The following is a 14,969-nucleotide window of genomic DNA, read 5'->3' as shown; positions in this document are numbered from 1 at the left end:
TATTTCAAAAAATAAATAATGCGCTAGCGCATTCTATACTATTAATATTAACAGAAATAGAGCCGAGTTGGCGAACTTTATTATAATTTTATTGTAGCTTCCATTTGGATACGTTACACTTATAGATGGAACCCTATTCCCTTGTACAGGATTGTTCAAAAAGAAAGGATAGTAACTGCATGTATCCTTTCATTATTTTATTTACTTTTTGAACAGCTTTTTTGTGAGTTAGAAAGGATGGCAATGATGATTTTAATGCAATTAAATGGAATCTCTAAATCCTTTGGAGCAGAAGAGATTCTTTCTAATATAAAAATTGAGATTAAAAATAATGAGCGTATTGCAATAGTCGGCCGAAACGGAGCCGGAAAATCGACCCTGCTAAAAATCATGGCGGGCGAAACCTCTTATGATGAAGGAGAGATTTTCAAACCAAAAGATTTAACATTCGGTTACCTCTCGCAGCATATGACTTTAGAGTCTGGAAAAACAATTTGGAAGGAAATGCTGGATGTATTTACTCCGCTTTTGGCAATGGAGAAAAAATTACGTGAACTGGAATCACAGATGGCAGATCCTTCTGCAATCGATCAATCAGCTTACCAACAGCTGCTTGAAAGATATGACAAGCTTCAAAATGATTATCAATTGAGCGGCGGATATGTTTATCAAGCAGAAATCAAGTCCGTATTAAATGGACTATCCTTTGGAGATTATGATTATGACACATTGATTACGGATTTAAGCGGTGGACAGAAAACAAGACTAGCACTCGGGAAGCTTCTCCTGCAAAAGCCGCAGCTTCTTATTCTGGATGAACCGACAAACCATTTGGATATTGACACACTCACATGGTTAGAAGGCTATTTAGTAAATTATCCGGGTGCCATCGTTATTGTATCGCATGACCGTTATTTCTTGGATAAAACCGTATCTATTGTTTATGAAATTTCCAGACACCATTCCAAAAAGTTCCATGGGACCTATAGTAATTATTTGACTCAGAAAGCCCTGGATTATGAACAGGAGAAGAAAGAATTCGAGAAGCAGCAGACAGAGATCAAGCGCATGGAGGATTTTATCCAGCGTAATCTGGCACGCGCTTCAACAACCAAGCGTGCACAAAGCAGACGAAAAAAACTTGAAAAGATAGAGCGCCTCGACCGCCCTTCGGGTGATGAATCCTCTGCATCTATTTCCTTCCAGATTAACCGTTTAAGCGGAAATGATGTACTAAAAATAAAGGATTTAGCTTTTCAATATCCAGATACAGACCAGCCGATTTTTCAAAATATTTCACTTCATGCCAACCGCGGCGACCGAATTGCATTGGTCGGTCCAAATGGTGTCGGCAAAACAACGTTATTAAAAAATATTGTAGGTAAGCATCAGCCTAATCATGGTGAGATACAATTAGGTACAAACGTTCAAGTAGGCTACTATGATCAGGAACAGGCAAATTTAAATTCTAATAAAACGGTTCTTCAGGAGCTTTGGGATGATTATCCCTTAATTAATGAAAAGGATATTCGTACTATCCTGGGAAATTTTCTGTTCTCTGGTGAGGATGTATTAAAGCCTGTATCAGCCCTGAGCGGCGGTGAAAAATCAAGACTGGCTCTGGCAAAATTAAAAATGCAAAAGGCAAATTTACTGATACTTGATGAGCCGACAAACCATTTAGATATTGATAGTAAAGAAGTATTGGAAAGTGCTTTAATTGATTTTCCTGGAACAATTGTATTTGTTTCTCATGACCGTTATTTTATTAACCGAATCGCTGATCAAGTTGCAGAAATGCAGGCTGGCAATGTAAAAATATATCTTGGCGACTATGATTATTATTTAGAAAAAAAGGCTGAAGAAGAAGAACGGCGTTTGTTAAAATTACAAGAACAGCAGATGGATCAGGAAGAGCCTGCTTCCACTGCAAAAAAGCTCAGCTTTCAGGAAGATAAACAACGCCAACGCGAGGAACGAAAACGAAAACGACGAATTGAAGAACTCGAAACATTGATTGAAGAAAAGGAAGCAGAAATTGCTGCGATTGAACTGGAAATGACCAATCCAGATGTATTTGATGATCATAAAAAGACGATGGAATTAACCGATAAATTATCAGCTTTAAAAGAAGAGCTGGATGTCTTTATGAATGAATGGGCAGTATTAGAAGAGAATTAAGCAATTGATATAATTTTCAGATTGTTGTATAGAGCAGGCATAATGATGGCCTGCTTTTTTTATATACTGTACAGGTTTAAAGCAGTAATCACTCTTCCTATGATAGATAATCTAATGTGATAAATGGAGGTTGTTGTCCCGTGGCGATACCCATCGTTACTTTTTTGTTTTTTATTCTTGTTAGCTTAACGTACTACGCATTTAAGGAAACAACGTTATCTGCCCCAATCACTGAAGAAGTACGTTCCGATTCTATTCTTCGTTTTCTTCCCTTTGCGGTCATTTTTATCGGCCTCTTCAGCAGCGTATGGCTTACTGTGGCTGTTTCACTTCCAATTGCCCGGTATTTCTCCAATTCTGTTTCGCCATTCTCTCAAGCAATAAATGAATTCATTATTGTGCTTGGTTTTAGCATGCTATTATTTGGAATTTGGGTCAGTTTGGGATTCTTATTACCAAAGTGGCTGACTAAAAATCATCCTCAGCTTGTCAGGAAAGGATTATCTCTGGTATTCCGCAATTCCATCGGGAAAGCAGAAATAAATTTACAGACATCTTCGAACAAAAGCCCAGGTGAAGCTCAAAATATTATTGAATTCAGTGGAAAAGACGTAGGAGAAATTGCAACGCATCGTACCGACTTAACTGTTCTGCAAATAGATGCAACACTGGAGGAAGTATTTTCCCTCGTTCAAGAGGTAGAATTTACAAGAATTCCGGTTTACGAAGAGGATATTGATCAAATTGCAGGTATATTATACGTAAAAGACTTCTTTCGTGTTCTAAAAACAGGCGTGTCCCCTGCCTTCTTCTCCTTAAAAAACATTATTCGTCCTGCAGTATATGTCAGAATGAACCAGGAAATTGATGATATTTTTAAGGAAATGAGGGAAAGAAATTATACGATTGCCATCGTTCTCGATGAATTTGGAGGAACGCATGGATTAATTACATTAGAAGATATTATCAGAGATATTACAAAAGACTTGTTGGAGGATCAAAAGCCAATTGCGGCTGAATCAAAGGATATTCTGCCTCTTACCGGCAGCCGTTATCTGATTAATGGATCAACCAGCTTATTTGATTTAGAAGGTACACTCGGTATAGAGTTTCCCATAGATACACCACATCAAACATTAGACAGCTTTTTATCTGATTTAACTGCCAGTCAGCCTGAAAATCAGAACAAAATACACTTTAAACATCTGTTATTTAATATACAGTCTGTGAAGAACGGAAAAATTGAATCAGTAATTGTTACCGTGCATGATGAGGATACTATAGAGCATCAATTTATCGGTTAGTTTTAATTATAAAGCAAAAGCGCATCAAGATTAAAAAATCTCTCATGCGCTTTTGCTTTATTATTTTTATTTAAATAAATAGTCATTCTGTATGGTTTCTTCTACGGCTACTCTATAAATAACTGCTACACCCAGCATCGTTGACATCACCGAGCTTCCTCCATAGCTTATTAAGAGTAAAGGAATACCCGTAATTGGCATAATTCCAACTGTCATACCGATATTTTGAAAAACATGGACAAGCATTAAGCTTAAGAATCCAAAACAAAAATATGCTCCAAACGGCGAATGCTTATAAATATTTAAACCAAGTGTTACTAATTTATATAAAAACATGAAATAAAGAAGTACAACAAAGGCACTGCCAACAAAACCAAAGCTTTCTCCTATAACAGAGAAAATAAAGTCGGTCTGGGCTTCCGGATAATTCACCTCAATGCTTCCCATTCCTTTTCCAAACAATTGACCTGAACCAAGTGCCATATGGGAACGTTCAAAGTGAAAGTTGGCATCCGATGACTGCTGAGACGGATCAAACCAGGTCATTACACGGTCGATTTGATAAGGTTTTACCCCAATTGTTTCTTCTGCAAAGTTTGGAAATTCAATTACTATTAGTAAGGCACCTGCAACAACGACAACTCCTGATATAATTAAAGAAAAGATAATTTTCCAATTAATCCCTGATAAAATAATCATCATCCCAGAAATAAATAAATATACCATTGCTGTTCCAAAATCCGGCTGCAGCATAATCAGAAACACAGGGATAGCCGTATACAACAGTAATTTTCCAAGAAGCCGTATATCTGTTTTAAAGGTGCTTACTTCAAATTTTTCTTTATGTTTGCTAATCACTGCTGCCAAAAAAAGAATTGTAGATATCTTAACAAACTCCGCTGGCTGTAAAGTCAGCCCTGGTATAAATGTGTACCAACTTTTTGCACCGTTTATGGATCTCGCAATAAATTCCGGACTGATTGGAAGCAAACCTAATAATACAACACCTGCTAAATAAATATAAAGACTCGTTTTATATAATTGCTCTAAATCTAAAAACTGCACAGCTGCAATCATTCCAATTCCAATGCAGTAGAAAACCATTTGCCGGATCACAAAGTTTGTATTATACTGCTCCAGCTGCTGTGCATTATATATCGCTAAAAAACTTATTATCGCAAAAGCTATCAATAATAAGATTAAATCGGTTTGAAAGTAATAATTTTGTTTTTTATTCATCGGACTCCCACCAAATTTCTTCTGTCGCTACCCTGTCGTTTTATGAAGCTATTCCAGCCTTAATTCTTCATAATTCTCATTAGCGAAAATTCAAAATAGCCATTATTCCATAAAGACCTCATCACGTATTTATCCATAGACTTCGTTGATTAGCTATTATTATTCTAACATTAAAGAAGGATTTGCGTTTAAATCAAGTGCAGCAAATTTTTCTTTTTTGTATAAAATTGTCCCCGCAGCTGCAATCATTGCTGCATTATCCGTACATAAATGAATCGACGGAATGTACAATTCAATATCCTCGCTGCTAAAACGTTTTTTCAGACTTTCCCGTAAGCCTTTATTTGCTGCAACACCACCCGCAACAATAACCTGCTTTACATTATATTCCTGTGCTGCGCGGTATGTTTTTTCAGTTAATACCTCAACTACACTTTGTTGAAAGCTTGCTGCAACATCTGAAGGATCTAATGTTTCACCACGCTGCTCTGCATTATGAAGCGTATTGATAACAGCCGATTTTAAACCGCTGAAGCTAAAGTCATAGCTTCCTTCCTCCAGCCATGCACGTGGGAAATCAATCGTTACTTTTCCTTCAGCACTTAAACGGTCGATTTCCGGACCGCCTGGATAAGGAAGCTTCAGCATTCTTGCCACTTTATCATAAGCCTCTCCTGCCGCGTCATCTCTTGTTTCACCAATCAGCTCATACTCATAATGGTCTTTCATGATAACAAGCTCTGTATGTCCTCCTGAGACAATCAGGGCTAATAAAGGAAAAACAAACTCGTTTTCCAAACGGTTCGCATAAATATGGCCGGCAATGTGATGTACACCGATAAGCGGCTTATTTTTTGCAAAGGCGAGAGCTTTTGCTGCATTAACACCAACAAGAAGTGCTCCTACTAGCCCCGGTCCCTCTGTAACAGCAATTGCATCAATATCATCCCAGATTACTTCTGCTTGTTTTACTGCTTCTTCCAAGACCATTGTAATTTGTTCTACATGGTGTCTGGAAGCTATTTCGGGAACAACTCCGCCAAAACGCTTATGGCTTTCGATTTGAGAAGCAACCACATTAGAAAGGATTTCACGCCCATTTTTTACAATAGACGCTGCTGTTTCATCACAGCTTGTTTCTATGCCTAAAATTATTGTATCTTTTTTCATTTTAAATTCACCCACATTACAATAGCATCTTCAAAATTATCCGTGTAATAATGCTTTCGAATCCCGCCGGGAACAAGCCCGAATTTCCTATATAAGGATTGTGCAGCCATATTTGAAATGCGCACCTCCAAGGACAACCGCTCTACTCCTTTACCCGTCATAAATGTTAGAGCATACCCAAATAGCTTTTCACCAATTTTGCGTCCACGCATATCGGGATGTATAGCAAAGTTTGTAATTTGTCCATCTTCAAATACGATCCACGTGCCAATATAGCCAATAATTCTTTCATCCAGACAGGCTACAAAATAATAAGCATGATCGTTTTCACACAGCTCTTTATGAAAAATCTCCACATCCCATGGACCTGAAAATGACGCCTCTTCTACTTTCATTACCCCTGGAACATCCTCCAAATTCATCTGCCGAATAATAGCCTCGCTCATGAATCTGCTTTTTCCTTTTGCTGCTTTTGCCAATTTGCTTCAGCCTCTGCCAAACGGAGATAATTCGGCACAAGTATATGAGCAGGACCAGCTTCTCTTTCTCTACCTAATAGAGCCAAATGTACTGCTCTGGGAAACTGCAATGACGCATCAGCAAATACAGCTTTGTCCTGTAAACACTCTGTAATAAGCTCTTTAAAAACCTCTGTGTCCTGACTTAAAAACAATACTTTTTCGCCTGACTTCTTCAGCTTTGCCAGCCATTCTGTCATTAATATATTTTCTTCTTCCATCACAGTTTCAAGCTTTTCATTTTTCCATTGATACGCACCCGTATATACTAAACCGCGTCTGGCATCAAAAAATGGACAAATGATTCCATCAAATAAAATCCCCTGATAAGCTAATGCTTCTAAGCTGGATACACCAATAACCGGTATATCTAATGCCCAGGCCATTGTTTTCGCTGTGGCTAAACCAATTCGGACTCCTGTATAAGAACCAGGGCCTTTGGCAACGATAATCCGATCTAATTCAGAAGGTTTAACATTCACATCCTTCATCAGTTTTTCCACTGCCGGCATTAAACGCACGGAATGATTTTTAGCAATATTGGTCGTGATTTCACCGATTAATTGTTTATCGTCTAATAATGCCACACTTAAAACCTGATTGGAAGTATCCATCGCAAGTATTTTCATAAAAAAACTCCTAACTCAATGCTTTGACAACTTGTTCAAAATGCTCCCCGAAAGGAGTAAGTGTTATTTCACGCTGATTATCGTTACCTGTATAACAAAGCGTAATATCCAAACGCTCTTTTGGCAGAAAATCTTCAATAAAACTGGCCCATTCAATCACGGTGATGCCATTCCCAAAGAAATAGTCATCAAAGCCAATATCCTCCATCGAATTCTCCAAACGATACACGTCCATATGATAAAGCGGCAGACGGCCACGGTATTCCTTTACAATGGTAAAAGTCGGACTGCTGATATTTCGCTTAACATCCAGCCCTTTTGCCAGACCTTTCGTAAAGGTAGTCTTTCCAACACCTAATTGTCCTTCAAGTGTCAAGACATCATTTGGTTGTAATTCTTTCGCTAAACGATACGCAAAATCCTGTGTATCGTTTTCTGTTCTTAAAAGCATTTGCAACGTATCCACCTACTTTAAATGTGTGTATCCACTTTTCGTTAACTGCTTTATCTCTTCCTTTGATTGAATAAGAACACGAGGTTCTTCTGTTTTGCGAACATAGCCAATCTGCTTAATCGGCGTATTTGCCTGATGAGCGATTTCCTGCACCCTTGACCATTCCTTTTCTGGCACTGTCCCTAAAAGCTCAAAGTCTTCTCCTCCTGACAGCTTCCATTCGTATTGCTGCTCTTCAGAAAATTGATAAAAGGTTTGAGAAACAGGAACCTTCTCTTCTATAATAATAAGCTCCACTCCGGAAGCCTCTGCTATTTCATTTGCTTCATTTGAAATTCCATCACTAATATCATTTAATGCCACACGTTCTATTTCCCGTAACCCTAATGCAAATGCTGCTTTTGGCTCCGGTAATCGATGGCGTCTTATATAATAGTCTTTGTCTTTACATTCCTGCTGATGCAGCAATATCTCAAGTCCAGCTCTTGAATCTCCTAATGTTCCTGTCGCAAAGATAATATCTCCCGGCTTGGCATGGCTTCGATACCTTGCTCTTTCTTTTGGCACATAGCCCATTGCTGTAATCGAAATCATTAAACGATCACTCGACACCGTGTCTCCGCCAATTAAGTCCATTTGATATATCGACGCAAGTTCATGCATTCCTTGATAAATTTCCTCTAATGCCTTCTGACTCCACTTTTTTGGAATACACATAGAAACCAAATAAAAGGCCGGTTCAGCCCCCATTGCGGCTAGATCACTAATATTTGCAGCCAATACGCGATATCCGATATGAAAAGGCTCCATCGTATCTAAAGAAAAATGAATATCTTCCACAAAAGTATCTACTGTTGTGACAATGTCTGAAGTACTGCGAAAAACGGCGGCATCATCTCCAATTCCTTTGATCAATGTCGGCTGATTATATGCTTTTGGTTTAATAGCATTAATAAATGAAAATTCATCCACGATATCACCAATTCCTTTATTTCTGGTTGGAAAAGTATAAGAAAGATTACAGGTTAAAGAATGTTCGGCTTCATTCCTTATGAACTGGATTCTGCAATTCCCCGCTCATTTACGGAAATACTGGATCAGCCATATTTTTATGTTATTAGGAGACCTTAATACAATCTTTTTTAATCTATTACTTATCATAGCAAATCAAAGACAAAAAATAAAAATTTATGTCATAAAAATAGCTACAAATTATTGCTGCAGAACGTTTTACTTATTTACAGGCTGATTAGTATACCGGCCCATTTATGGCATTAAAAAAACACATGTTTCTTAGCGGAAACCATGTGTTGCAGTTTACTATTATTTTAAAAAATCATGGCGGTCCGGACGGGACTCGAACCCGCGACCTCCTGCGTGACAGGCAGGCATTCTAACCAACTGAACTACCGGACCTAAAGTATGTAAAGTATCAAAGCTTATCCAGTACTTCGATGGTGAATCTGGATCTTATTTGGTTGCGGGGGTAGGATTTGAACCTACGACCTTTGGGTTATGAGCCCAACGAGCTACCGAACTGCTCCACCCCGCGATATGAATAATTAGTATTTTTTTCAATTCCTTATTTAAGGACAAGGTTTATTATATCTCCTTTTAAGGAGTAATGCAATACCTTTTTAAAAAATTTTTTATTTTTATTTGCTTATCATGAGTTTATCCAGAATGTGGAGTGATTATAACTATTTTGAATGATATTAAATAATTACTTGATAGAAGATACCGATATATGTTTTTTTTAAAGCAGCTATTATCATTCAAAATATCATCTGATATAATTTGTTAATATGTGCCATTTAATCTATATCATCTATAATTTCAAAAAGCACCAAATAAAAATAAGGAGAATATTGAATTGACCTTTATAACTGCTTTTATCCTCATCCTATTAATTATTGTAAAGTTATTTGAGGATATAACAATTACCCAAATTCTGAACATCTCCTCATAGAACCAAGAAAAAATTCTTTTCAGGCCAGTGAATGGAACGAGCATTCGTTTACTACAAAGCAAAAGGTTGAAACCTTTGAGGCAGTAATATCAGGCAAATAAATTGCTTGTCTGATGATATTATTTATAAAAAAAACGCTTATTTTGTCAAGTCTAATAGACAAAATAAGCGTTTTTTACAGACTGTTATTGAGAATAATAGACCTTATCGATCTGACTCCAGTATGAAAAAGGAATCTATATTTTTATATTCATTTATCATTCTCTCATATTAAATCACATATTTTTTTATAATCAGCGTCTGTACAATCATAAACATTCCTCCGACAGCCCAATACAAAGGCAAAGCTGCAGGCGCATTTAAGGAAACTACTCCAATCATAATTGGGGATATAAAGCTCATAACTGCCATTTGCTTTCGCTGAGCTTCATCCAGACCAATAAGACTTACTCTTGCTTGAAGATAGTAAATAAGTACAGCAAAAACAACAAACAAAATATCTGTTTCACCTAAGCTAAACCAAAGAAATGAATGTTCAGCTATTTCCGGAGTTCGCATAATAGCATAATAGAATCCCAGGAGAATAGGCATCTGAATGATCAGCGGCAAACAACCTACAGCCATCTTTACAGGATTAAAATCGTGCTTTTTATAAACCTCACTTAACTCTCTCTGCATACTTAACTGATCTTCTGTACTGCTCTTCCCTTTGTATTTTTTTTGAATCTCATCCATCTCAGGCTTCATAACAGCCATTTTCTTTTGCGAGTCTTTACTATTCTTTGACTGACGAATAAAGAACGGCATTAACACAAATCGGATAATAACTGTAATCAATACAATAGCAATCCCATAGTTACCCTGAAACAAAGAAGCAATCTTTTTTATCAACAGAGAAAAGGAATATACAAAATAATGATCAAAGAACCCCGTTGATGAGCTGTCAATAGGTGCGTTATTACCTCCGCACCCCGCAAGTACAAAGACAAGCAATAGTACTAAAATTAAAAACCTGTATTTTTTAAAGGCTGTGAGTAAGCCATGTTTTTCCATAATTGTCCTCCTCTTATTTTAAACTCATTTTTAAAACAAGAGGATAGGTTGTCTATTTTATCATCTTTTTGGTCTATTCTTTTAAATGTTATGATAAGCCAAATCATAAAGGGTTCATTAATAATTAACGTCTTCCCCATTTGATTCTTATTAATTTTAATATTTTGGTGCCTGCCCCCAAAAGAATATTCATAGACAACAGGGGTATTATGATGCAGATTAACAAAATACATAATTCCCATTGTCATCAAAACAACACCAAAGTACATATAAAAGATGGAAGAATCTATAAAAGTATTATTAAACAACTCTAAAAACATAGTTACTCACCTCCTTTACTAATTTAAAAGTTAACGTTTAAGTTAATTATATCAAAAAAATAAAGGATTTCCTATCTGCAGCTACTTTGAGAAAAAAAGCAAATTATTATTATTTTGCTTTTGTATTACTTTAGGTCATAGAGTAAAATAATATAAAAATATCTGACTACACTCACGCTAAAGGAGCTTGCGAAATATGACAGTATATATTGCATTGTTACGGGGTATTAATGTAGGTGGAAAAAATATGATTAAGATGGCGAAATTACGAGAATCCCTTACAGCAATAGGTTTAGAAAACGTTCAAACGTATATACAGAGTGGAAATATTTTATTTCAATCAGATAAGCAGGAAAAGAAACTTAGAGAGGAAATAAAGCATAAAATTATGGAAGATTACAGACTCTCTATTCCAGTCATTCTGAGAACCGCAGAGGAATGGGAACAATTAACGACAGCTTGTCCCTTCTCCGCTGAAGAAATCAAAATAGCTGAAGCAGATTCTGTAGGAGAGAGTCTCTACGTGGCCTTTTTCCCAAGCAATCTGTCTATAGTTAATTTAGAAAGCTTACAAAGCTTCCAAAACGAAAAAGAAAAATATCATATTCAAAACAAAGAAATCTATCTTCTGTTTTATGACAGCGTCCGTAACTCTAAACTGGCAAATCAGCTTCAAAAATTAGATATTCAATCTACAACTCGTAATTGGAAAACAGTCAATAAGTTGGCAGCAATGGCCAAAACAATGAAATAAAAAGAATGAGGTGAAAAAATATTTAAACATTTCTTAGCGGAGCAAGTAAGCCCATCCTCAAAGCACACTGGGCTTATTTTTCAGCCGCATTAATACTTACTTATTCAAAAAAAGAGCTAAGCATTAGTATGCTTAACTCTTTTTCATTGTGCCTGGCGGCGTCCTACTCTTGCAGGGGGAAGCCCCCAACTACCATTGGCGCTGAAGAACTTAACTTCTGTGTTCGGCATGGAAACAGGTGTGACCTCTTCGCTATCGCTACCAGACTTATTTATTTAGGATTTGCACCCTGAAAACTAAATAAGAGTAACGTGACATCAAAAAACTTAGATAAGTCCTCAATCGATTAGTATCCGTCAGCTGCACGTGTCGCCACGCTTCCACCTCGGACCTATCAACCTCATCGTCTCTGAGGGATTTTACTCACTTGAAGTGATGGGAAGTTTCATCTTGAGGGGGGCTTCATGCTTAGATGCTTTCAGCACTTATCCTTTCCACACGTAGCTACCCAGCTATGCTCCTGGCGGAACAACTGGTACACCAGCGGTGTGTCCATCCCGGTCCTCTCGTACTAAGGACAGCTCCTCTCAAACTTCCAACGCCCACGACGGATAGGGACCGAACTGTCTCACGACGTTCTGAACCCAGCTCGCGTACCGCTTTAATGGGCGAACAGCCCAACCCTTGGGACCGACTACAGCCCCAGGATGCGATGAGCCGACATCGAGGTGCCAAACCTCCCCGTCGATGTGAACTCTTGGGGGAGATAAGCCTGTTATCCCCGGGGTAGCTTTTATCCGTTGAGCGATGGCCCTTCCATGCGGAACCACCGGATCACTAAGCCCGACTTTCGTCCCTGCTCGACTTGTAGGTCTCGCAGTCAAGCTCCCTTCTGCCTTTACACTCTACGAATGATTTCCAACCATTCTGAGGGAACCTTTGGGCGCCTCCGTTACCTTTTAGGAGGCGACCGCCCCAGTCAAACTGCCCGCCTGACACTGTCTCCGAACCGGATTACGGTCCTGGGTTAGAATGGTCATACAGTTAGGGTGGTATCCCACGGGTGCCTCCACGTAAGCTGGCGCTCACGCTTCAAAGGCTCCCACCTATCCTGTACAAACTGCACAAACATTCCATATCAGGCTACAGTAAAGCTCCACGGGGTCTTTCCGTCCTGTCGCGGGTAATGCGCATCTTCACGCATAGTATAATTTCACCGGGTCTCTCGTTGAGACAGTGCCCAAGTCGTTGCACCTTTCGTGCGGGTCGGAACTTACCCGACAAGGAATTTCGCTACCTTAGGACCGTTATAGTTACGGCCGCCGTTTACTGGGGCTTCGGTTCAAAGCTTCGCTTACGCTAACTCTTCCCCTTAACCTTCCAGCACCGGGCAGGTGTCAGCCCCTATACTTCGCCTTTCGGCTTCGCAGAGACCTGTGTTTTTGCTAAACAGTCGCTTGGGCCTATTCACTGCGGCTCACTCACAAGTGAGCACCCCTTCTCCCGAAGTTACGGGGTCATTTTGCCGAGTTCCTTAACGAGAGTTCTCCCGCTCACCTTAGGATTCTCTCCTCGCCTACCTGTGTCGGTTTGCGGTACGGGCACCTATGATCTAACTAGAGGCTTTTCTTGGCAGTGTGAAATCAGGAACTTCGGTACTATATTTCCCTCCCCGTCACAGCTCAGAAATATGTCAGACGGATTTGCCTATCTGACTTCCTCGCATGCTTGGACGCACATCCATCAGTGCGCACTCCTTATCCTCCTGCGTCCCCCCATTGTTCAAACAATCATGAGGTGGTACAGGAATATCAACCTGTTGTCCATCGCCTACGCCTGTCGGCCTCGGCTTAGGTCCCGACTAACCCTGAGAGGACGAGCCTTCCTCAGGAAACCTTAGGCATTCGGTGAAAGAGATTCTCACTCTTTTTTCGCTACTCATACCGGCATTCTCACTTCAAAGCGCTCCACCAGTCCTCACGGTCTGACTTCTCTGCACTTTGAACGCTCTCCTACCATTGTTCGTAAGAACAATCCGCAGCTTCGGTGATACGTTTAGCCCCGGTACATTTTCGGCGCAGCGTCACTCGACCAGTGAGCTATTACGCACTCTTTCAATGATGGCTGCTTCTAAGCCAACATCCTGGTTGTCTGTGCAACGCCACATCCTTTTCCACTTAACGTATACTTTGGGACCTTAGCTGGCGGTCTGGGCTGTTTCCCTTTCGACTATGAACCTTATCACCCATAGTCTGACTCCCAAGTTGAAGTAACTGGCATTCGGAGTTTGACTGAATTCGGTAACCCGGTAGGGGCCCCTAGTCCAATCAGTGCTCTACCTCCAGTACTCACGATCTTGAGGCTAGCCCTAAAGCTATTTCGGAGAGAACCAGCTATCTCCGTGTTCGATTGGAATTTCACCGCTACCCACACCTCATCCCCGCATTTTTCAACATACGTGGGTTCGGGCCTCCAGTCAGTGTTACCTGACCTTCACCCTGGACATGGGTAGATCACACGGTTTCGGGTCTACGACCGCATACTCATTCGCCCTATTCAGACTCGCTTTCGCTACGGCTCCGTGTCTTCCACTTAACCTTGCATACAATCGTAACTCGCCGGTCCATTCTACAAAAGGTACGCCGTCACCCATTAACGGGCTCCGACTACTTGTAGGCACACGGTTTCAGGTTCTATTTCACTCCCCTTCCGGGGTGCTTTTCACCTTTCCCTCACGGTACTGGTTCACTATCGGTCACTAGGTAGTATTTAGCCTTGGGAGATGGTCCTCCCGGATTCCGACGGAATTCCACGTGTTCCGCCGTACTCAGGATACACTCCGGAGGAAATTCCTTTTCAACTACAGGGCTGTTACCTTCTTCGGCTGACCTTTCCAAGTCGATTCGTTTAAAGAATTTCTTTGTAACTCCAATGGAGTGTCCTACAACCCCAAGAAGCAAGCTTCTTGGTTTGGGCTCTTTCCGTTTCGCTCGCCGCTACTCAGGAAATCGATTTTTCTTTCTCTTCCTCCAGGTACTGAGATGTTTCAGTTCCCCGGGTCTGCCTCATCTACCCTATGTATTCAGATAGATGTCCTGTCCCATTACGAACAGTGGGTTCCCCCATTCGGAAATCCCCGGATCAAAGTTTACTTACAACTCCCCGAGGCATATCGGTGTTAGTCCCGTCCTTCATCGGCTCCTAGTGCCAAGGCATCCACCGTGCGCCCTTATTCACTTAACTAAAGTTTTGGAATAAGTTTGCTGATTACTTCGTAATCAGTTGTGTTGCTATATCAATAGCTTTTTTGCCTTATTTCTAAAGTTTGATGTCGTTGTTACTCTTATTTAGTTTTCAAGGTACAAGCTTCCACACGGA

The 14,969-nt window shown here is 39.8% G+C and carries 11 protein-coding genes, 2 tRNA genes and 2 rRNA genes; 3 read left to right on the top strand and 12 right to left on the bottom strand.

Annotated features, from left to right (window positions below):
- Positions 1 to 246 precede the first annotated feature (246 nt).
- Together MKY30_RS12275 and MKY30_RS12270 are read left to right on the top strand one after the other, a co-directional pair.
- On the top strand, positions 247 to 2,181 hold the full coding sequence (locus tag MKY30_RS12275) for an ABC-F family ATP-binding cassette domain-containing protein (protein ID WP_147212205.1): 1,935 nt from the start codon (positions 247 to 249) through the stop codon (positions 2,179 to 2,181).
- A gap of 140 nt (positions 2,182 to 2,321) precedes the next feature.
- Positions 2,322 to 3,485, top strand: coding sequence for a CBS domain-containing protein (locus MKY30_RS12270; RefSeq protein WP_341084057.1), 1,164 nt, complete (start codon positions 2,322 to 2,324; stop codon positions 3,483 to 3,485).
- A gap of 66 nt (positions 3,486 to 3,551) precedes the next feature.
- On the opposite strand, the gene MKY30_RS12265 is transcribed toward MKY30_RS12270, so the two are convergent.
- From MKY30_RS12265 to MKY30_RS12220, 10 genes are all read right to left on the bottom strand, one after another.
- On the bottom strand, positions 3,552 to 4,724 hold the full coding sequence (locus MKY30_RS12265) for an FtsW/RodA/SpoVE family cell cycle protein (protein ID WP_147212139.1): 1,173 nt from the start codon (positions 4,722 to 4,724) through the stop codon (positions 3,552 to 3,554).
- A 159-nt stretch (positions 4,725 to 4,883) separates the two neighbouring features.
- Positions 4,884 to 5,894: a tRNA (adenosine(37)-N6)-threonylcarbamoyltransferase complex transferase subunit TsaD gene (gene tsaD, locus MKY30_RS12260; protein WP_341084054.1), complete on the bottom strand. Its 1,011-nt coding sequence runs from the start codon at positions 5,892 to 5,894 to the stop codon at positions 4,884 to 4,886.
- On the bottom strand, positions 5,891 to 6,340 hold the full coding sequence (gene rimI / locus MKY30_RS12255) for a ribosomal protein S18-alanine N-acetyltransferase (protein WP_341084053.1): 450 nt from the start codon (positions 6,338 to 6,340) through the stop codon (positions 5,891 to 5,893). Before rimI ends, tsaD begins: the two co-directional genes overlap by 4 nt.
- Positions 6,337 to 7,041 carry a tRNA (adenosine(37)-N6)-threonylcarbamoyltransferase complex dimerization subunit type 1 TsaB gene (gene tsaB / locus MKY30_RS12250; protein ID WP_147212136.1) on the bottom strand — a complete coding sequence of 235 codons (705 nt, stop codon included), beginning with the start codon at positions 7,039 to 7,041 and terminating at the stop codon, positions 6,337 to 6,339. The genes rimI and tsaB overlap by 4 nt, the downstream gene beginning before the upstream one ends.
- Positions 7,042 to 7,051: 10 nt before the next feature.
- Complete coding sequence (gene tsaE, locus MKY30_RS12245; protein WP_341084052.1) at positions 7,052 to 7,492, bottom strand: tRNA (adenosine(37)-N6)-threonylcarbamoyltransferase complex ATPase subunit type 1 TsaE; 441 nt, start codon at positions 7,490 to 7,492, stop codon at positions 7,052 to 7,054.
- A 15-nt stretch (positions 7,493 to 7,507) separates the two neighbouring features.
- Positions 7,508 to 8,467 carry a thiamine-phosphate kinase gene (gene thiL, locus MKY30_RS12240; protein ID WP_147212134.1) on the bottom strand — a complete coding sequence of 320 codons (960 nt, stop codon included), beginning with the start codon at positions 8,465 to 8,467 and terminating at the stop codon, positions 7,508 to 7,510.
- Positions 8,468 to 8,834: 367 nt separating this feature from the next.
- Positions 8,835 to 8,911 (bottom strand) — tRNA-Asp (locus tag MKY30_RS12235).
- 59 nt (positions 8,912 to 8,970) lie between these two features.
- Positions 8,971 to 9,047: transfer RNA gene (locus MKY30_RS12230), tRNA-Met, on the bottom strand.
- A 687-nt stretch (positions 9,048 to 9,734) separates the two neighbouring features.
- Positions 9,735 to 10,517 (bottom strand): membrane protein insertase YidC, encoded by a 783-nt coding sequence (gene yidC / locus MKY30_RS12225; protein ID WP_147212133.1) that lies wholly within the window; start codon positions 10,515 to 10,517, stop codon positions 9,735 to 9,737.
- Positions 10,469 to 10,837: a hypothetical protein gene (locus MKY30_RS12220; RefSeq protein ID WP_147212132.1), complete on the bottom strand. Its 369-nt coding sequence runs from the start codon at positions 10,835 to 10,837 to the stop codon at positions 10,469 to 10,471. Before MKY30_RS12220 ends, yidC begins: the two co-directional genes overlap by 49 nt.
- 196 nt (positions 10,838 to 11,033) lie before the next feature.
- Between MKY30_RS12220 and MKY30_RS12215 the strand changes: the two genes are divergently transcribed.
- Complete coding sequence (locus MKY30_RS12215) at positions 11,034 to 11,591, top strand: DUF1697 domain-containing protein (RefSeq protein ID WP_147212131.1); 558 nt, start codon at positions 11,034 to 11,036, stop codon at positions 11,589 to 11,591.
- Positions 11,592 to 11,741: 150 nt separating this feature from the next.
- Here the strand turns inward: MKY30_RS12215 and rrf are convergent.
- Both rrf and MKY30_RS12205 read right to left on the bottom strand, forming a co-directional pair.
- Positions 11,742 to 11,857 (bottom strand): 5S ribosomal RNA (rrf, locus tag MKY30_RS12210).
- A gap of 60 nt (positions 11,858 to 11,917) precedes the next feature.
- Positions 11,918 to 14,834: ribosomal RNA gene (locus MKY30_RS12205) — 23S ribosomal RNA — on the bottom strand.
- Between the last annotated feature and the right edge of the window lie 135 nt (positions 14,835 to 14,969).

Source organism: Oceanobacillus sp. FSL W8-0428 (assembly GCF_038004405.1).
GTDB lineage: Bacteria > Bacillota > Bacilli > Bacillales > Amphibacillaceae > Oceanobacillus > Oceanobacillus sojae.
The sequence above is the reverse complement of the archived record's forward strand: the minus strand, read 5'-3'. Positions and strand labels throughout refer to the sequence as shown.